The sequence below is a fragment of the Haloferax sp. ATCC BAA-644 genome (assembly GCF_000336975.1).
Classification (GTDB): domain Archaea; phylum Halobacteriota; class Halobacteria; order Halobacteriales; family Haloferacaceae; genus Haloferax; species Haloferax volcanii.
The window spans coordinates 65,604-82,423 of record NZ_AOLF01000037.1; the positions used below are offsets into that span (position 1 = coordinate 65,604).

Annotated in this window: 21 protein-coding genes and 1 tRNA gene; 11 read left to right on the forward strand and 11 right to left on the reverse strand. The window is 68.2% G+C overall.

All coding sequences use genetic code 11. The features are described 5' to 3' along the window. Positions 1 to 134: 134 nt before the first annotated feature. Entirely contained in the window at positions 135 to 1,361 is a 1,227-nt protein-coding gene (locus C458_RS16450) for an orc1/cdc6 family replication initiation protein (protein WP_004065096.1), read from the reverse strand. A gap of 735 nt (positions 1,362 to 2,096) precedes the next feature. Here C458_RS16450 and C458_RS16455 point away from each other — a divergent pair. From C458_RS16455 to C458_RS16470, 4 genes are read left to right on the forward strand one after another with little or no spacing between them, the layout of a single operon-like run. After that, complete coding sequence (locus tag C458_RS16455) at positions 2,097 to 3,059, forward strand: DUF4129 domain-containing protein (protein ID WP_008577402.1); 963 nt, start codon at positions 2,097 to 2,099, stop codon at positions 3,057 to 3,059. After that, positions 3,056 to 3,628 (forward strand): hypothetical protein, encoded by a 573-nt coding sequence (locus C458_RS16460; protein ID WP_008577404.1) that lies wholly within the window; start codon positions 3,056 to 3,058, stop codon positions 3,626 to 3,628. The genes C458_RS16455 and C458_RS16460 overlap by 4 nt, the downstream gene beginning before the upstream one ends. Continuing rightward, positions 3,625 to 4,893 carry a DUF58 domain-containing protein gene (locus C458_RS16465; RefSeq protein WP_008577406.1) on the forward strand — a complete coding sequence of 423 codons (1,269 nt, stop codon included), beginning with the start codon at positions 3,625 to 3,627 and terminating at the stop codon, positions 4,891 to 4,893. The genes C458_RS16460 and C458_RS16465 overlap by 4 nt, the downstream gene beginning before the upstream one ends. Beyond that, complete coding sequence (locus C458_RS16470) at positions 4,881 to 5,387, forward strand: hypothetical protein (protein WP_004044297.1); 507 nt, start codon at positions 4,881 to 4,883, stop codon at positions 5,385 to 5,387. The genes C458_RS16465 and C458_RS16470 overlap by 13 nt, the downstream gene beginning before the upstream one ends. A 52-nt stretch (positions 5,388 to 5,439) precedes the next feature. Here the strand turns inward: C458_RS16470 and C458_RS16475 are convergent, their stop codons facing one another. Continuing rightward, positions 5,440 to 6,390, reverse strand: coding sequence for a MoxR family ATPase (locus C458_RS16475; protein ID WP_008577408.1), 951 nt, complete (start codon positions 6,388 to 6,390; stop codon positions 5,440 to 5,442). A gap of 210 nt (positions 6,391 to 6,600) precedes the next feature. On the opposite strand from C458_RS16475, the gene C458_RS16480 reads away from it, so the two are divergent. After that, positions 6,601 to 6,685 (forward strand) — tRNA-Ser (locus C458_RS16480). 326 nt (positions 6,686 to 7,011) lie between these two features. Here C458_RS16480 and bluB read toward each other — a convergent pair. Continuing rightward, positions 7,012 to 7,668, reverse strand: coding sequence for a 5,6-dimethylbenzimidazole synthase (gene bluB / locus C458_RS16485; protein WP_008577411.1), 657 nt, complete (start codon positions 7,666 to 7,668; stop codon positions 7,012 to 7,014). Between the two features lie 105 nt (positions 7,669 to 7,773). Between bluB and C458_RS18575 the strand changes: the two genes are divergently transcribed. Next, on the forward strand, positions 7,774 to 7,923 hold the full coding sequence (locus tag C458_RS18575; protein WP_008577412.1) for a hypothetical protein: 150 nt from the start codon (positions 7,774 to 7,776) through the stop codon (positions 7,921 to 7,923). A gap of 137 nt (positions 7,924 to 8,060) precedes the next feature. Beyond that, entirely contained in the window at positions 8,061 to 8,240 is a 180-nt protein-coding gene (locus tag C458_RS16490) for a hypothetical protein (protein WP_008577414.1), read from the forward strand. A gap of 69 nt (positions 8,241 to 8,309) precedes the next feature. Here C458_RS16490 and C458_RS16495 read toward each other — a convergent pair whose 3' ends face one another. Beyond that, complete coding sequence (locus tag C458_RS16495) at positions 8,310 to 9,848, reverse strand: (R)-citramalate synthase (RefSeq protein ID WP_008577416.1); 1,539 nt, start codon at positions 9,846 to 9,848, stop codon at positions 8,310 to 8,312. A 207-nt stretch (positions 9,849 to 10,055) separates the two neighbouring features. Then, on the reverse strand, positions 10,056 to 10,403 hold the full coding sequence (locus C458_RS16500) for a DUF192 domain-containing protein (protein ID WP_008577418.1): 348 nt from the start codon (positions 10,401 to 10,403) through the stop codon (positions 10,056 to 10,058). A 102-nt stretch (positions 10,404 to 10,505) separates the two neighbouring features. Here C458_RS16500 and C458_RS16505 point away from each other — a divergent pair, with 102 nt between their 5' ends. The 3 genes from C458_RS16505 (at position 10,506) to C458_RS16515 (ending at position 13,790) form a co-directional block, all read left to right on the forward strand. Then, positions 10,506 to 11,048: a hypothetical protein gene (locus tag C458_RS16505; RefSeq protein WP_008577420.1), complete on the forward strand. Its 543-nt coding sequence runs from the start codon at positions 10,506 to 10,508 to the stop codon at positions 11,046 to 11,048. A 100-nt stretch (positions 11,049 to 11,148) separates the two neighbouring features. Then, entirely contained in the window at positions 11,149 to 11,700 is a 552-nt protein-coding gene (locus C458_RS16510) for a GMP synthase subunit A (protein WP_008577421.1), read from the forward strand. Positions 11,701 to 11,876: 176 nt separating this feature from the next. Further along, entirely contained in the window at positions 11,877 to 13,790 is a 1,914-nt protein-coding gene (locus C458_RS16515) for a DUF2070 family protein (RefSeq protein ID WP_008577423.1), read from the forward strand. Positions 13,791 to 13,897: 107 nt separating this feature from the next. On the opposite strand, the gene C458_RS18215 is transcribed toward C458_RS16515, so the two are convergent. The 6 genes from C458_RS18215 to C458_RS16540 form a co-directional block, all read right to left on the reverse strand. Beyond that, complete coding sequence (locus C458_RS18215; protein ID WP_144860029.1) at positions 13,898 to 14,104, reverse strand: HVO_0649 family zinc finger protein; 207 nt, start codon at positions 14,102 to 14,104, stop codon at positions 13,898 to 13,900. Between the two features lie 181 nt (positions 14,105 to 14,285). Then, on the reverse strand, positions 14,286 to 14,540 hold the full coding sequence (locus C458_RS16520; RefSeq protein ID WP_008577427.1) for a DUF3194 domain-containing protein: 255 nt from the start codon (positions 14,538 to 14,540) through the stop codon (positions 14,286 to 14,288). After that, positions 14,541 to 14,924 carry a prefoldin subunit beta gene (locus tag C458_RS16525; protein WP_008577429.1) on the reverse strand — a complete coding sequence of 128 codons (384 nt, stop codon included), beginning with the start codon at positions 14,922 to 14,924 and terminating at the stop codon, positions 14,541 to 14,543. A 43-nt stretch (positions 14,925 to 14,967) separates the two neighbouring features. Next, the gene (locus C458_RS16530) at positions 14,968 to 15,237 is read right to left on the reverse strand and encodes a KEOPS complex subunit Pcc1 (protein WP_008577430.1); all 270 of its coding nucleotides are present in this window, start codon (positions 15,235 to 15,237) and stop codon (positions 14,968 to 14,970) included. Position 15,238: 1 nt separating this feature from the next. Then, positions 15,239 to 15,373, reverse strand: a complete 135-nt coding sequence (locus tag C458_RS16535) for a DNA-directed RNA polymerase subunit P (RefSeq protein ID WP_004044283.1) — start codon at positions 15,371 to 15,373, stop codon at positions 15,239 to 15,241. Between the two features lie 33 nt (positions 15,374 to 15,406). Then, positions 15,407 to 15,676 (reverse strand): hypothetical protein, encoded by a 270-nt coding sequence (locus C458_RS16540; protein ID WP_008577433.1) that lies wholly within the window; start codon positions 15,674 to 15,676, stop codon positions 15,407 to 15,409. A 102-nt stretch (positions 15,677 to 15,778) separates the two neighbouring features. On the opposite strand from C458_RS16540, the gene C458_RS16545 reads away from it, so the two are divergent. Beyond that, on the forward strand, positions 15,779 to 16,783 hold the full coding sequence (locus C458_RS16545; RefSeq protein WP_049897062.1) for an NAD-dependent epimerase/dehydratase family protein: 1,005 nt from the start codon (positions 15,779 to 15,781) through the stop codon (positions 16,781 to 16,783). Positions 16,784 to 16,820: the final 37 nt, after the last annotated feature.

The window sequence follows — 16,820 nt, forward strand, 5'->3', positions numbered from 1 at the left end:
CCGCCCCCCGAAACATCATATCCCGAGACACCACGCCCGGAGTACCACCCCCCGAGACACCACGCCCGGTGTATCACATCCCGTGACACACCACCTCGGAACGCCGATTTAGAGGGAACCGCGTCGTCGTGGGGTCAGGCGGCCTCGGCCTGCGTCGCGGTCTTCCGAATCTCGTCGAGGACCGAGTCGAGAGCGAGCACGTCGGACAGCGCCTCCATCGCGCTGGAGAACGGCACGTCGAGCGCGTAGCTGTAATAGTTCCCGCGCGAACCGGTTCGGTTCTCCTCGGCCGAGAGGATGCCGAGCATCCGGAGGTCCGAGAGGTGGTTGTGGACCGACCGCTGGGCGAGCGGGTCGATGCCAGCGGAGTTACACAGCCGGAGGTACTCCTGATAGAGGTCGCGCATCCGACACGGTGTCTCGTCGTGGGCGGCCTTCGAGACGACTGCGAGGAGGGCGAAGTGGCCGTTTTCGGTGAGTTCGCGCATCCCCTCGACGACGCGTTCCTGTTCGAGTTTCTGCCGGGCGATGTCGACGTGGTCGAGCGTGATTCGCTCGTCGTCTTTGTTCTCGGCGTGTTCGCCCGCCAGCCGCAGGAGGTCGAGCGCCTGTCTCGCGCTCCCGCTGTCGCGGGCGGCGAGCGCCGCACAGAGGTTGAGCACGCCCTCCTCGCAGGCGTCTTCTGCGATGGCGACCTCGGCGCGCGATTCGAGGATGTTCTGGAGCTCGGGCGCTTGGTACGGCGGGAAGTGAAGTTCGCGCTCGCAGAGGGTATCCTGCACGCGCGGGTCGAGCTGGTCGTGGAACTTGAAGTCGTTCGAGATGCCGATGAGGCCGACCTTGGCGTCTTCGAGCTTGCCGTTCGAGCGCGCCCGCGGGAGTTCGTAGAGGAGTTCGTCGCGGTCGCCGATGGAGTCCACCTCGTCGAGGACGATGAGGACCGTCCCGCCCACGTCATCCAACTCCTGAAACAGCTTCTTGAAGACGGTCTGTTGGGGGTAGCCGGTCGAGCTAATCTCCGCGCCCGGCGGCCGAAGCTCGTTGACGAGTTCGACCGCCACCTGATACGAGGAGTTGAGCGTCTTGCAGTTGATGGAGATGACGCTGAGGTCCACGTCGTCGTACTGCGAGACGTCTTCGAGGAGCATCTCGAGGAGGAACTCGGTGACCGCGGTCTTCCCCACGCCGGTGTTTCCGTACAGGAAGACGTTGTTCGGCTCCCAGCCGTCGACGACCGGTTGGAGCGCGTCCATGTACTCCGAAATCTCGTCGTCGCGCTCCTCGATGCGCTCGGGCTTGTAGGACTCCCCGAGGGCGTCCTTGTTGGTGAAGACGTTTTGTTTTCGCTCGAACCGGCGCATTAGCGTCGGTCCGTTGTAGCGTCCCCTTATTTAAAACCCCGATTTCATCTGATTCATGTGAATTGTGGCGGCGGCGTCGTCGGGGGACGGGCGGCGTGTTCGGGTCGGAATCGTCGCCTTCTAACTGACCCTCGGTACCGCATACCGTGGTTCGTGTGAACTCGTTTGAACAGACACACACCACTTTTGCAAGTGAATAGGAGGATACGAGAGTAGCTAGTAGAACAACAGTGCATGCTTTCAACTAAAACGTTGACATGTATCGGTGCTCACGGTGCAGTTTGCAGTCAAACGTTTCTGTCGTGAACGGCCCGTAAACGGTCCGGTTCGGGAGAAATCACCTGCAACGGTGGTGGGTAACGACGTTCGAGTCGCGACCGAGGTTCACTTGCACTGGTGCTCTCTCCGAGTGCCCGCCGATGGCACCCCCCCTCTCGGCGTTACCACGCTTCACGTGCAACGGTGGTGTCTGTGTGTCTCCCCGGCCCACCTTCCCACCGCCAATTCACTTGCAAACGTGGTGTGTGGGTGTCATGCCTCGGCTTTCGTCCGCCGCACCCGCGGCTGGTTCACTTGCAGGGGGGGTCTGTTCGGATAGCCTGTCTGACCGCGTCATCTTCGGGGCAACCGGCAGGAAACCCGCTTGATTCGGTCGGTCGGCCGACTGTCTTCGCCCCTCCGACGACCGCCCCGCCCCTCGAAATGTCTTTACCTCGGATGCTGTTACCTACTCCCGTGGACCGTTCCGCCCTCCGCGCGCTCGCACTGGCCCTCCTCGCGGTCGTCGCCCTCTCGGTCGTCGCCGCCACCATCGATTCGACCGTCGTCTCGAGCGGCGGCCCAGCCGGCTTCGGTGGCGGCGAGACCGGCGGCGCGGTCGCTGGAGACACGGACGAGACCGGCACCCAACCGTCCGGTGATTCGTCCGGCAGTCTCAGCATCCCGACGCCGTGTTTCCCGTGGTTGCTCTCACCCGGAGTCCTCGCGGTCGTCGCCCTCGTCTTCGTCCTCCTCGGCGCGTACGCCTACCGGGAGACCGGCTCTCTGCTTCCGCCCCTCGCAATCTTCGCGGCGGTCGGGCCGCCGGTCGTCCTGCTTTTCGCCCTCCTCACGGGATGTCGCCGCGAGTTCTCGTTTTCGTCTCGTGCCGCGGCCGCCGCGCGAAACGTGTCGTTTCTCCCCGCCGGCGGCGGTGGTAGTCTCGGCCACGGCGGGAACGCGGCGCAGAGCGTCTCACCGCCCACGTTGCTGTTCGGCCTCTTGCTCGCAGTCGCCCTCGCCGTCGCGGCCTTCATGCTCGTCACCGGGACCGGCGACTCGCCCGCGGCCGACGACGAAGTCAACCCCGCCGACGAGGACGAGGGGTCGAACGTCGCCGCCGTCGGACGGGCCGCCGGGGCCGCGGCCCAGCGCATCGAAGACGGCGACGCCGACGTGGAAAACGAAGTGTTCCGCGCGTGGGGTGAGATGACCGCGCTCCTCGACGTGCCGAACCGTCGCGCTGCGACGCCCGCCGAGTTCGCCCACTCGGCCGTCGACGCGGGCATGGACCGCGACGACGTGGACGACCTGACGACGCTGTTCGAGGAAGTCCGCTACGGCGGCTTCGAGGCGACGCCGGAGCGCGAGCGCCGCGCGGTCGACGCGCTCAGGAACATCGAAGATACCTACGCCGACGCGACGGGGGACGACCGATGACGCTGACGCGTCGGCTGTTCTTGCTCGTCGGCGTCGTCGCCACGACCGCCGGACTCGCGGTCGTCGCCGGCGTCTCCTTCGGCCTCGAACTGACGGACATCTTCCTCGGATTCGTCGCGGCGCTCGCGGCGCTCCAGGGGCTTCGGTACGTCCAGCGCCGCCGCGATACGCCCTCGAACACCACGGTCACCGACGACCCGGAAGCGCGGATTTCGGTCCCGGTGCCCGGAGCCGACTTCGACGACGACCTCGTGTCTGCGATGGGTCAGGGCACCCGCTGGGCCGCCCGCGAGCGCGTCGTCGACCGCCTCGAAACGCGGGCCAAGGAGGCGCTCGTTGCCCGCGGCGGTCACGCTCCCGAGGAAGCGGCCGCGCTCCTCAAAACCGGCGGGTGGACCGACGACCCGGTCGCCGCGCGCTTTCTCGGCGCGTCCGTCTCGATTCCGCTCCGACAGCGCGTCCGCCTGTTTCTGTCCGGCCGGTCGTCGCTCACCGACCGCGCCGAACGAGCCGTCGCCGCGATAGAGCAAGTCGGCACTCCCGACGGCCCCGCGGGTGAGCGCCGATGAGCCGCGGGTTCGACACCGAACGCTGGACCGGCCTCGACGGCCTCGTCCTCGTGGCGGCCGCCGCGGGCGTATTCACCCGCGAATCGTCGCTGCTCCTCGCGGCCGGCCTCGGCGTCGTCGTCCTCGGTTACGTCCGGGTCGCGGCGATTCCCGAGGTGTCGCTCCGAATCGAGCGCGACCTTTCGGACGCGACGCCCGACCCCGACGACGAGGTCGAAGTCACGCTCCGCGTCACCAACGAGGGGTCCAGCACGCTGTTCGACCTCCGCGTCGTCGACGGTGTGCCGCCGGCACTCGGCGTCGTCGACGGTTCCGCCCGACTGGGGACGGCGCTTCGACCGGGCGCGACCGCGACCGCGACGTACAGGGTCACGGCCGTCCGCGGCGAGCACGCGTGGGACGAGACGGTCGTCGTCGTCCGCGACCCGAGCGGGGCGGTCGAGTCCCGCGAGACGGTCGACGCCGAGACGACGCTCCGGTGTGAGCCCGAACTCGCCGCGACCGCCGACCTGCCGCTTCGGGGCCTCACCTCGAAGTACGCCGGCCGCGTCGAGACCGACGTGCCGGGGTCGGGACTGGAGTTCGCTTCCATCCGCGAGTACCGCCACGGCGACCCGGTTCGGCGCATCGACTGGAACCGCCGCGCCCGCACGGGCGAACTCGCCACGGTGGAGTTCAGAGAGGAGCGCGCGGCGTCCGTCGTCCTCGTCGTCGACACCCGGTCTGAGGCGCACGTCGCCCCCGACGACGAGGGGGAAACCGCGGTCGAGCGCTCCGTGGACGCCGCGAGCGTCGCCTTCTCAGCACTCCTCGACGGCGGCGACAGCGTCGGCGTCGCCGCGTTCGGCCCCGACGAGTGCTGGCTCGCCCCCTCGTCGGGCGTCGACCACCGCGCCCGCGCCCGCCGACTGTTCGCGACCCACCCGGCGTTCGCGCCGACGCCGCCGGACGGGGCCTTTTTCCCCTCCGTGGCCGTGCGCCGGCTCCGGCGTCGACTCGCCAGCGACGCGCAGGTCATCTTCTGCTCGCCGCTCGTGGACGACTACGGCGTCTCGGTCGCCCGCCGCTTGGAGGCCTACGGCCACGCCGTGACGGTCGTCTCTCCGGACCCGACGACGACATCGACCGTCGGCGCGCGACTCGCGCACATCGAGCGCGACCTGCGGCTCCGCGAACTCCGGGGGAGCGGCGTCCGCGTCGTCGACTGGGGTGACGAATCCCTCGGTGTCGCGCTCGCGCGGGCCGAAGCGGGGTGGTCGCGGTGAGCGAAATCACCCGCCAGCCGACCCGGACGGGGACCGCACTGGCGCTGTCGGCCGCCGGATTCGCCATCCTCGCGCTCGGCTTCACCACCTCGACGGCGGCGGTCGGCGGCCTCGCCGCGACGGTCGCGCTCGCCGCCGGACTGGTTCGGGGCTCGCGGCGCATCGTCGACGCCGCGGGCGGGCTGTTCTTCCTCTCGCTTCTCTTCGCGGGTGCGAGCGGGGCCGGGACGGAGGCGCTTCTGCTCGCCGCGGTCGGGTCGATACTCGCGTGGGACCTCGCGGACAACGCGCGCTCCGTCGGCGCACACCTCGGCCGCGAGACCGACACGCTCCGGCTCGAACTCGTCCACGCGGCGGCGACGCTCGTCGTGCTCGCGGTCGGCGCGGCCGTCGTCTACGGGGCTGACCGGGCGGCCGCCGGCGGCCAGCCCATCACGGCCGTCGTCTTACTGCTGGTCGGCGTCGTCGCGCTCGTGGCGGTCGTGGCGCGCTGAGCCGTGTCCGCCTCACGGCTCCCGTTTCACGTCTCGCGTCTCCCATCTCCCGTTACTCCAGCGTCGGCACGGTCACTCGACCGAGCACGTCGTCGACGACGTCCGATTTCCGCACGTCTTCGACCCGCGCGTCCGGCGTCAGGACGAGGCGGTGAGCGAGCACGGACTGCGCGACGCGTTTCACGTCGTCGGGCGTGACGAACTCGCGACCCTCGATGACGGCGCGGGCGCGAGTCGCCTCGAACAGCCGTTGGGTCCCGCGGGGCGAGACGCCGATGCGGACCCGGCGGTCGGTGCGCGTTTCCCGCGCGAGCTTCGCCATGTATTCGAGCAGGTCGTCCTCGACGCGGACCGACTCGGGCGCGCGGCGGATGGCGGCGACCGCGTCGCGGTCGAGGACGCGCTCGACGCTCGGGCTCTGATCGCTTCGGCCCGCACGCCGGTGGAGGAGTTCGACCTCGCCGTCGAGGTCGGGGTAGCCGATGGCCGACTTCACGACGAATCGGTCGACCTGCGCCTCGGGGAGAGTGAACGTCCCTTCCTGTTCGACGGGGTTCTGGGTGGCGATGACGAAGAAGGGGCTCGGAAGCTGGTGGGTTTCGCCGTCGACGGTCACCTGTCCCTCTTCCATCGCTTCGAGGAGCGCGGCCTGCGTCTTCGGCGGCGCGCGGTTGATTTCGTCGGCGAGGACGACGTTTGCGAAGATTGGTCCCGGCGAGAACTCGAAGGTCCGCTCGCGCTCGTCGTAGATGTTCGTCCCGGTCACGTCGGCGGGAAGCAGGTCCGGGGTGAACTGCACGCGGGAAAACGACAGCCCGAGCGCGGTGGCGACGCTCCGCGCGGTGAGTGTCTTTCCGGTTCCCGGAACGTCTTCGAGGAGGACGTGGCCGCGGGCGAGGACGCCCGTCAGGACGGTTTCGAGGAAGGCTCGGTCGGCGATGACGGCCTCCGAGATGGCGTCGAGCACCTCGGCGCACGTCTCGCTAGCCGTGTCGATGTCCATACACGTCCCGCGTCTGCGTGCGACTTATGCCCGTTGGTTGGCGGGATTCGGGTCGGCCGGTCCCTCGCCGCCCGTCGCCCGTCGCTGACCTCGCCCACCCGCCTCGGTTCCTTCCGGCGTAGACCCGCCGACCGCATCCGTGTGACTCTCCGCCGCGGCCCTCGGAAATCGAAACGGATTAAACTATCCGCGAGAGAGACAACGATGGAAGCCGAGGTAGCCTAGCCCGGCCAAGGCGGTAGATTCGAAATCTACTGTCCATTCGGACACGTGAGTTCAAATCTCACCCTCGGCGCTTCTCGCGGCCACAACGTTCCGAGCGGCGCGTCTCGTCGCGCCGCGACTCCGTGGCCGCGTGTGCAACGTCCTGAGATTTGAATCAAGGAGCGACCGCATGGGAGCGACTGCGGTTCAAATCTCACCCTCGGCGCTTCTTCCGAACGTCACCCCGCGAGAGACGTTCATGTCTCTCGCCCCGTGTGACGAGGCTGTGCGACGACCCGAGATTTGAACCAGCGAGCGAACGCAGTGAGCGAGTGAGGTTCAAATCTCACCCTCGGCGCTTCTCGCGGCCACAACGTTCCGAGCGGCGCGTCTCGTCGCGCCGCGACTCCGATTCTCTCAGTCCGACGTAGACTCCCACCGCTCCCGGTGAACGAGTTCGCTCGTGTCGATGCGCTCGCGCCAGCCCTCTCGTTGGAGGACCGGCTCCTCGGGAAAGCCGTCCTCGGGATAGCCGACGCAGAGATACGCAATCGGCTCGACGTGGTGCGGAATCCCGAGTACTTCGCGGACCTCGTGGGGGTAGAGAAACGACACCCAGCCGACGCCGACGCCCTCGGCCCGCGCGGCCAGCCAGAGATTCTGCACGGCGAGACACGTCGAGTAGGCGTCCATCGCCTGCATCGTGTTGCGCCCGAGGACGTGCGGGGCGTCCCGCGTCGGGTCGCACGTGACGCAGACGTTCACCGGGGCGTCGGTGATTCCTTCCAGCTTCAACCGACCGAACTCCGACTTTCGAGGCTCTCGATAGCCCTCGCGGGCCGCCGCAATCGCACGCTCCGCGATGGACGCGACGGCCGCTTTCGTCTCGTCGTCCTCGACGACGACGAAGTCCCACGGCTGCGAGAAGCCGACGCTCGGGGCGTGATGCGCGGCATCGAGCAGTCGCGCCAGCGTCTCCTCGGACACCGGATCGTCGCTGAACCGCCTGATGTCCCGCCGTGCGTAAATCGACTTGTACACGCCCGACCGCTCGCGCTCTGTGAACCCAACCATCGTTTCGATAGTCCTGACTGGCTCGCAAATCGGTTCTGATACGCCCGACGGAGCGCGCTTCACGCCACCAAAACAGTTACTAATTAGACACGAATGCCGGTCCGTATGGACACCGCGCTCAAATACAGACTCGACGTCATCATCGCCCTCCTGTTTTTGCTCGTGCTCATCGAGAGTTACCGGGTTGCCGGCTACTTCGGCGCAGCGTTCGTCGTGGTCGTCACCATCGTTCTCGTCGCCTCCGCGCCGGAGTGAGCGCTTCGAGACGCTTGCTTCGAGTGTCGTCCTCGCGTAAGGTGTGCGACACAGTGTCACGGGGCCGCGAAGTCCCTCGATTTCACTTTCACTCTCCTAGGATGCGATACATATCCCCTGCCCGCGTCAGCGAGGGTATGAGTGCGAACGCAGCAAGCGCGGACACGAGCGAACGGGACGGGACGCGACGCATCGACGTGACGACGGTCCGGACCGGCCGCGTCGCCGACTTCGCGGAGACGGAGCTCGGCGACGACGCTATCGGGTTCGAGCGCCGCGGCGGCTGGACCTACCTCGTCGCCAAAGAGACGCGGTAGTCCGGGTTCGGATTCAGTCGTCCCGGGAGCGGGAGAAAAACGCGGCCGCGACGCGACAGGGTCGTCTTCTCAGTCGTCGGCCGACGCGGGCGTCGGCGACGTGTGGTTCGGCGCGAGCAGTCGGTCGAGCGCGTCCACCATCGCCTGGACGCTCGCCCGCGTGATGTCGGCGTGCGACGCCGCGACGGAGACGCTTCGGTCGCCGAGCGACATCGTCACCTCGACGGTCACGACGGCGTCGGTGCCGCCGGTGATGGCGTCGACGTGGTACTCGTCGAGTTGGGCGTCGGCGTCGGGGCCGAGCGCCTCGCGGACCGCCTTCACCGCGGCGTCGACCGGGCCGGACCCGGTGCCCGAGGCGACGCGTTCCTCGCCCTCGACGCGGAGGCGGACGCTCGCGGTCGGGGTGCCGCCGCCGGAGGCGGCCGTGAGGTCGAGCAGCTCGACCTGTCGGGCGCGCTCGCGGCCCTGAACGTCCTCTGCGAACGCGAGGAGGTCGGCGTCGGTGACGCGCTTGCCGCGGTCGCCGAGTTCCTTCACGCGCTCGACGACGGCCGCGACTTCCTCGTCGGTGGCGTCGACGCCGTGTTCGTCCAGCGCGGCCTTGACGCCGGCGCGCCCGGCGTGTTTCCCGAGGACGAGGCGGCGCTCGCGGCCGACCGTCTCCGGCGGGTACGGCTCGTACATCGCGTCGTCCTTGAGCGTCCCGTCGGTGTGGATGCCGCTCTCGTGGGTGAAGGCGTTCTGGCCGACAACCGCCTTGTTCGGCGGGAGCGCGACGCCCGTGGCCTGCGCGACCTTCTGGGCGAGCGCGTACAGTTCGTCGAGCTTCACCGACTCCACGTCGTAGCAGTGGTCGAGCGCGATGGCGACCTCTTCGAGCGCGACGTTGCCGGCGCGCTCGCCGATGCCGTTGACCGTGGTGTGGACGAGGTCCGCGCCCGCGGCGAGGCTGGCGTGGACGTTCGCCATCGCGAGGCCGAGGTCGTCGTGGGTGTGCGTCGAGGTCGGGCCAAGCTCAGCGAGCCGGGAGACGACCTCGTAGGTGTGTTCGGGGCTCGTGTGGCCGACCGTGTCGGCGAAACAGAAGCGGTCGGCGCCGGCGTCGTGGCTGGCGCGCGCGAGCGATTCGAGGAACTCCGGGGCGGCCCGCGAGCCGTCCTCGCCGATGACCTCGACCCAGAGGCCGTGGTCCTTGGCGTAGGCGACGAGCTCGTCGGTCGTCTCGACGACATCCTCGCGGGTCGTCCCGACTTTCGACTCGACGTGTCGGTCGCTCGCCGGCACGACGAGCGTGACGCCGTCCACGTCGCAGTCGAGCGCGAGGTCGACGTCGTTCTTGACGCCGCGGGCGAAACTCGTCACCGTCGCGTCGAGGCCGAGCGACGTGACGCGCTTTATCGTCTCGCGCTCGCCGGGGCCGGTACAGGCGCTGCCGGCTTCGATGTAATCGACTTCGGCGCGGTCGAGTGCACGGGCGATGTCGGCCTTCTGGGTCGGCGTCAGCGAGACGCCGGGGGCCTGCTCGCCGTCGCGGAGCGTGGTGTCTAAGAGCTGTACTGAATCAGAAGTGCGTAGCTCGGGGGTCTTCCCGAATCGTTCGTTCACGGTAGAATCGTGTCCTTGTGGGTTAGAACCGTCGAATTTCACAGCCAGCCGTCTCGCGACGACTTACTCTATCCTCCGTCGGTGTGGTAGGTCCCGACATAGTAGTTGAAGACAACTGTCGATGAAGGGATAAAAGAGATGGTTCCGACAGAAATTGGTGTCTCTCCGGGGACCGCGCTGGACGAGCGTTGCTTCGAGACCGTCGAGTCACTCCGTAATCTCGACTAAGTCGCCGGGTTCGACGCCGTCGGCCGCGCCCGCGGGGAGTTCGACGACGGTGTCGGCCATCCCGAAGCCGATGCCCGTCCACGCCGACAGCCGCTTTTTCTTCGTCACCTCGTCGCCGACGAGCCAGAGCGCGTCGATGTCGAACGGGACGAACACCATGTGGAGGCTGTGGCGGTCGGCGTCGTCGAACCGGAAGACGAGGGCGTAGTCGTCCGGGACGGAGCCGCGGAACATCAGCCCGCGCGCCTGCGAGAGAAACGAGTCGGCCGTCTCGACGTCCGACGCGAGGGTCGATTGGGCTCCGTTCTGTCGGTGAACGAGTCTCACGACGCCGGCTTCGACGGCGGGCGTGATGAATCCACCGCCGGGACGGCGGGCCGTCCGCCCTCGAGAGCAACGTTTAGGCCCGCCCCGCCCCGAACGCGCCTCATGGAGCGGACGCCGACAGGGACGCCCGTGGGAGTCGACGACCCCTACGACCACGCCGGCCGCTGCGACCACCTCACGAGCGACGGCGCGTGTCGCCTCGCCCGCGAGTACGCCGACCGCGACCCGGCGTTCGCCCGCGAGCGCGCCCGAGCCGATTACGAGTGCGTCGCCGCCGCGGAGGGCTGTGACTTCCGCGACTGCCCGCACTACGCCTCGACGACGAACGGCCGCGAGTGCGTCCGCTGCGGCCTCGAAGAGGTCCGCATGGCCCACGATTCGACCGCCCGCCCGTTACTCGAAGCACACCACCTCTCGTACGGCGGCCGCGGCGGTGATGGCGACGGTGACGGCAGCGAACCCTCTCACGAAATCACGGTCGCGCTGTGTCGGTGGTGTCACACGAAGGTCCACAAGTCGTTCGCCCGCATCGACGACGACGCCTCCCCGGATGTCGAAGCCATTGCCGAGCGGGAGGGCCGCCGGACGAAGGAACTCGACGAACTCGGGTTCCAGACGGCGCGGGACCGCGCCGGCGACGAGTGAGTCGCGACTCGACCGCCCCGACGCGCCAATCTGATGCACGGATACGCGCATCTCGGCCGTTCTTCGATTGACTTTTAGGCACGCTGGTCCAATCCGGCACATGACCCGCATCGTCGTCATCGACAACCACGGGCAGTTCACCCACCTCGAACGGCGCGCGCTCCGCGACCTCGGCGTCGACACCGAACTCGTCGACAACGACACCGACCCCGCGGACATCGACGCGGACGGCATCGTCCTCTCCGGCGGCCCCGACATGGACCGCATCGGCCGCAGTGCCGACTATCTCGACCTCGACGTGCCCGTCTTGGGCATCTGTCTCGGCATGCAGATTCTCGCCGAGGAACTCGACGGGCGCGTCGGTTCCGGCGACTACGGCGGCTACGCCGACGTGGACGTTGAAATCCTCGACGAGGACGACCCCCTTATCGGCTCGCTCGCCCCCGAGACCCGCGTCTGGGCCAGCCACGCCGACGAGGTCAAGGAGGTTCCCGAGGGCTTCACCCACACCGCCACGAGCGACGTGTGTACCATCGAGGCCATGAGCGACGCCGACCGCGACCTCTACGGCGTCCAGTGGCATCCCGAGGTCGCCCACACCGCCGAGGGCGAGGAAGTGTTCGAGAACTTCATCGAGGTCTGCGAGCGGTAACCGGTAGCTGAGCGGTCGGTCGCCTTCGACCGCGACCGGGTGCTCCGCGACGACTGGCTTTTTTCTCCGTCGCCGCGGCGGAAAACCGCAATCCCGCGACACGATGAAGTCTCTCACAGTCGTTCCTCGGAAGCAAGCCGAGACATTTACCGGCCTCCGTTCTGTCTGTTCGGGAAATGACCTCCACCCAGAGCGACCTCGCCGGGCTCTCGCGGTTCATCTTCCGCGCGCCCAGCTGGTACACGAGTCTCGGGTTCGCCCTGCTCGTCGCCGCGATGGCGGGTATCGGCGCGTTCGACTCCGGGGACCTCGCCGGCTCGTGGCGGGGCATCTTCTTCCTCGGGAGAGACGCTTGGGAAGGCATCTTCTTCATCGGGATTCCGACCGTCGTCGCGGCGTTCGGTACCACCGGCGTCGACCGGTTCGTCGGCGGGAAGCTGACGCACAACCGCTCGTCGCTCCTCGCGCTCGCCGGCGAGGTGATTATCGTCACGTTCCTCACCGGGGCCGCCATCGTCTCCGTCTTCACGGGCCTCGGCCAGACGTTCATCTTCGACGCGCTCGTAATCGCTCTCGCGTCGGTGTTCGCCTTCCGCCTGCTCATCGTGATGGCCGTCTCGCGGTCGTCGCTGCTCATCGCGGCGGTCCCGGCGAGCATCCAGACGCTCACGTCAGCCGCGCTCCTGTTCGTTTACAGCGGCACGCTCCGATTCTTCGAGGTTGGCGGTCCCATCCTCGACGCCTATCTGATGCCGTATCTCGCCCGCCCCGACCGGGCACCGCCGGAGCTGTCGGCCATCGCGCTGAGCCACTTCCAGCTCCTCGCGATTACCTGCGTGATGTACGCCCTCGGGGTCTACGTCTTCCTCCGCATCGTCGACCGCCCGTGGCGTCGCGGCCTCGGCGTGTCGGTCCTCGACTTCATCCGCGGCTTCATCGGCCACATCGCCGAGGGCACCCGCGAACTGGAGGACTTCTTCGAACAGCTCGGCCAGGAGGCAATCGTCCCCGTCACCGTGCTCTCGTTCGAACGCGACGACGGAACCGAGAAAGCCCGGTTCGTCCTGCCGATGATTCACCCCGGTCCGATGGGCGAAATCGGCGGCGGCAACTTCCCCGAGCGCGTCGCCCGCCGGGCGGAGGGCCTCGTGTTCCCGCCCCACGCGACCGCGGGCCACGACTTCAACCTCGTGACCGAACGCGAGGTCGACGTGGTCCTCGACGCGGCCGACGACGCCTACGAGCGCATCGAGTACAGCCCCGACGTGACCGAAAGCGTCCGCGTCCAGTCCGGCGACGCGAAGATGCTCGGCCAGCGCTTCGGTGACGACGCGCTGCTCGTCTCGACGTACGCCCCCCAGTTCGCCGACGACGTGGAGTACGCGGTCGGCCTCTCGGCGTCCGCCGAGGCTCGCACCACGGGCCTGCGGGACGTGCTTCTCGTCGACGCCCACAACTGCAACAACGGGCTTCAGGGCCCCGACCTCGGCCACGTCACGCCGGGGAGCAAGCGCTCGTTCGACATGATTACCGCCGCCGGGCTCGCGGGCGAAGAACTCTCCGCCTCGTCGCGCGGGTCGCTGTCGTTGGGAACGGCGTTCGACCCGACCGACTGGACGCCGCGGGAGGGTATCGGCCCGCTGGGCATCCGCGTGGCCGCGACGACCGTCGGCGACCAGACGACCGCGTACGTCCTCATCGACGGCAACAACATGGAACCGGGCCTGCGCGACCGAATCGTCGAGGAGCTCACGACCGGGCCGAACGCGAAAGCCGACGTGGCCGAGGTGATGACGACGGACACCCACATCGTCAACACCGTCGAGGCGGAAAATCAGGTCGGCGCGGCCATCGACCCCGACGAACTCCGCGAGACCATCGACCGCCTCGTCGACGAGGCGCTCGCGGACACCGAACCGGTCGTTGCCGGCATGGCGACCGAACGCGCCGAGGTGACCATCTTCGGCAACGACCGCACCGAGACGCTCGCCAGCCACGCCAACGTCGTCGTCTCGATGGGCGGGGCGCTCGCGCTCGCGCTCATCCTCGCGGCGATGGCCGTCAGCCTGCTGGTGTTCTTCCTCGCGTAGGCGACGCCGGCGGCTCGTCGCCGCCCGGCGCTCCCTCCTTCCTCTCGTTCCGGCTCCAGCGTCGCCACTCGCGAGTCGATTCCGGCGACGAGCAACTGCCCGCCGCACTACTTCAGCGAGAGCGTCCGCGTCTCGATAGCGCCGCAACTCGGACAGACCCGCCGGTAGAACACGCTCGACCCGGTCGTCTTGGCCGACCACTCGCCGTCGTCGTCGGTGAAGCCACATTTCGAACAGGTGAGGTCGGCGTCGCTGTATCGCTCCCGCAACCGGTCCAACGCGGTCGTTCCTCTCGGCGTCCTTCTAATTGACATACGGTACCATACACCACTATCACGTTTAATTGTGTCGGGCGGTTCCGCACCGAATCGCGGTGGTACTTGCGGAATCCGAAACGAATCGTTCGACTCTCTCGTTCGGCTCGCGCGCCGACCGGCACAGCGCCGCCGCTCACCGGACAAAATCGAGTGCGGGGGGTGCCCGCGAGAACGTCCCTTACTCCTCGTCGGCGGCCGCGAACAGTTCGTCGACGGCCTCTTGGGCCGTCAGCGCCGCCTCATCGGCGACCGCCTCCGCGTCGTCGGCGTCGTCGGGCGCGTTGACGTACACGTCAACGTCGAGGACGCCGTCTTCGAACGTCACGGTGACGTCGAAGTCCTTGACGCGCGACTGCTTGAAGCGGGCGAAGATGAGGCCTTCAGCCGCCTCCGCGGCGGTTTCGACCACTTCTTCGTCCGTCGGCTGTGACATTTACGCGCCGCCGGGGCCCATCGGACCCGCGCCGCCCGCGCCGCCCTGAAGCATCTGCTGGAGCTCTTCTTGCAGGCTCTCGAACTTCTCCTGCACGCGCGTCTCCTGCTTCGTGAGCTGCTCGACGCGCACTTCGAGGCTCTCGACCTTCTCTTCGAGGTCGTCCTTGGCCGACTCGTAGTCGGTCTCGATGAGGAGTTCGCCGACCTCGCGGTACATCTTCGAGTCACCGTCGATCTCTTCGAGCGTCGTGAGCGCCGTCTGCGCCTCGTTGAGCGCGCTCTCGGAGGACTGCTTCTGCTCGGAGACGTTCTGGGCGGTCTCCTGAAGGTTCTGCAGTTCTTCGAGCTTCTCTTGGGCTTCCGGCGGTAGGCTTCCCTGCATACCCGAACCGACGGGACGCCGGCCCTAAAACACCCGCGGTCTCCTACGCGGACTCCGACAGCGCGTCACCCGCCGAAGCGACGCGCTCCGCGGTCTCTACGAGTCGTATCCACGAGTTCACGCCCGCGCGGAGCGCGACGAGGTCGTCGGCCTCGACGGTGACGACGACGGTTCGCCCCTCGCGGGCGACGCGCGCGCCGGATCGGGCGTCGTCTATCTCGCCTTCCTCGACGGCGACGCTCCGCTCGACGACGCGCGCGCGCCGCTCGTCGGGGTAGTCGAATTCGAGCGACGCGCTGTGCGCGGGGCGCACGCTACTCGACGGCGACTTCTTTGACGTTGGGCGACCGCTCTTTCAGCAGGACGCGGTGCCCGCAGTACGGACAGCGGACGCCACCGAACTCGTCCAGTTCGACATCGCGCTTGCACCGGGAACACTTGTAGCTCATTGTGAGATGTAAAGCGTCGAGGCTACTTGTGGGTTATTCGTCCTCGCCGGTGAGCGCGGCGCGGATGGAACGACGGACCTGCTTGCCGGCGGGGGTCTGCGGGCGGTAGGTGCCGCCGGTGAAAATCTCGCCGGTTTCCTCGTTCTTCCAGACGCCGGTTTCGACGCGAGTGACATCGTCGCCGTCGACCTTGGAGTTGCGCATCTCTGCTTCGATTTCCTTGACGCGGCGTCGAGCGACGCGGCCGTACCGTGCGCCGAAGCGCCCGGAACTACCGACGGATCGTGCCTTCTTCTCGGCCATAGTACCGCGAACTACCTCGCCGGTATGGATAAACCCTACGAGTCGTCTCGGGACCTGACGGCCCTAGACACCGCTTTGTCGCCGGCGCGCGTACGGGGGACCATGACACAACACATGGTGGTGGGTGCCGGTCCCGTCGGACTCGCGGTGATGGAACGGCTCCGAGAACGCGGGGCGGACGTGGCCGCGGTGACGCGTCACGACCCCGACTTCCTCCCCGAGGGCGTCGAGAGCCGCCTCGCGGACGTGCTCTACCCCGACCGCGCCGTCACCGCGTTCGCGGACGCGGATATCGTCTATCACTGCGCCAAACCGCCGTACGACCAGTGGCCCGAACTGTTCCCCGACCTCACCCGCGGCATCGTCGCGGGAGTCGAAGCCGCCGGCGCGCGCCTCGTCGTCGCCGAGAACCTCTACATGTACGGCCCGGTGCAGGCTCGTCTCTCCGAAGACCTCCCGTACGCCGCCACCGGCCCGAAGGGTCAGGCCAGAGCCGAGTGCGCCGATATCGTCCTCGACGCCCACGAGGCGGGTCGCATCGAGGCGACCATCGGCCGCGCCAGCGACTTCTTCGGCCCGCGCGTCCGCGAGTCGGTCGTCGGCGAGCAGGTGTTCGGGGCCGCCGTCGCCGGCAAGCGCGCGAAGGTGTTCGGCGACCCGCGACTCGCCCACACCTACACCTACGTCCCCGACTTCGCGCGGGCGCTCGTCCTCCTCGGTGAGCGCGACGAGGCGCTCGGCGAGGTCTGGCACGTCCCGAACCCCGAGACGGTCTCGACGCGCCGCTTCGTCGACCTCGTCTACGAGGCCGCCGACATCGACCCCGGCTTCCCGCACATCATCGCCGCGCCGGGGGTCGCGCTGACGCTCGGCGGCTACCTGAGCGCGCCGCTGAAGGAGCTCTCGGAGATGCGGTACGCCTTCGAGGAGCCGTACGTCGTCCGCGACGCGAAGTTCCGCGAGGCGTTCGGTGACGCGGTCGAACCGACGCCGCTGGCGGACGCCATCGCCGAGACGGTCGCGTGGTTCGAATCACAGCGCGAGGCCGACGAGACGGAGCCGATTCACATCGAGACGGCCCCGGAGGGCGCGACCGAGTCGGCCTGAGTCGCTCACTCGATTCCGGCCTCGGCACGCTCACCCG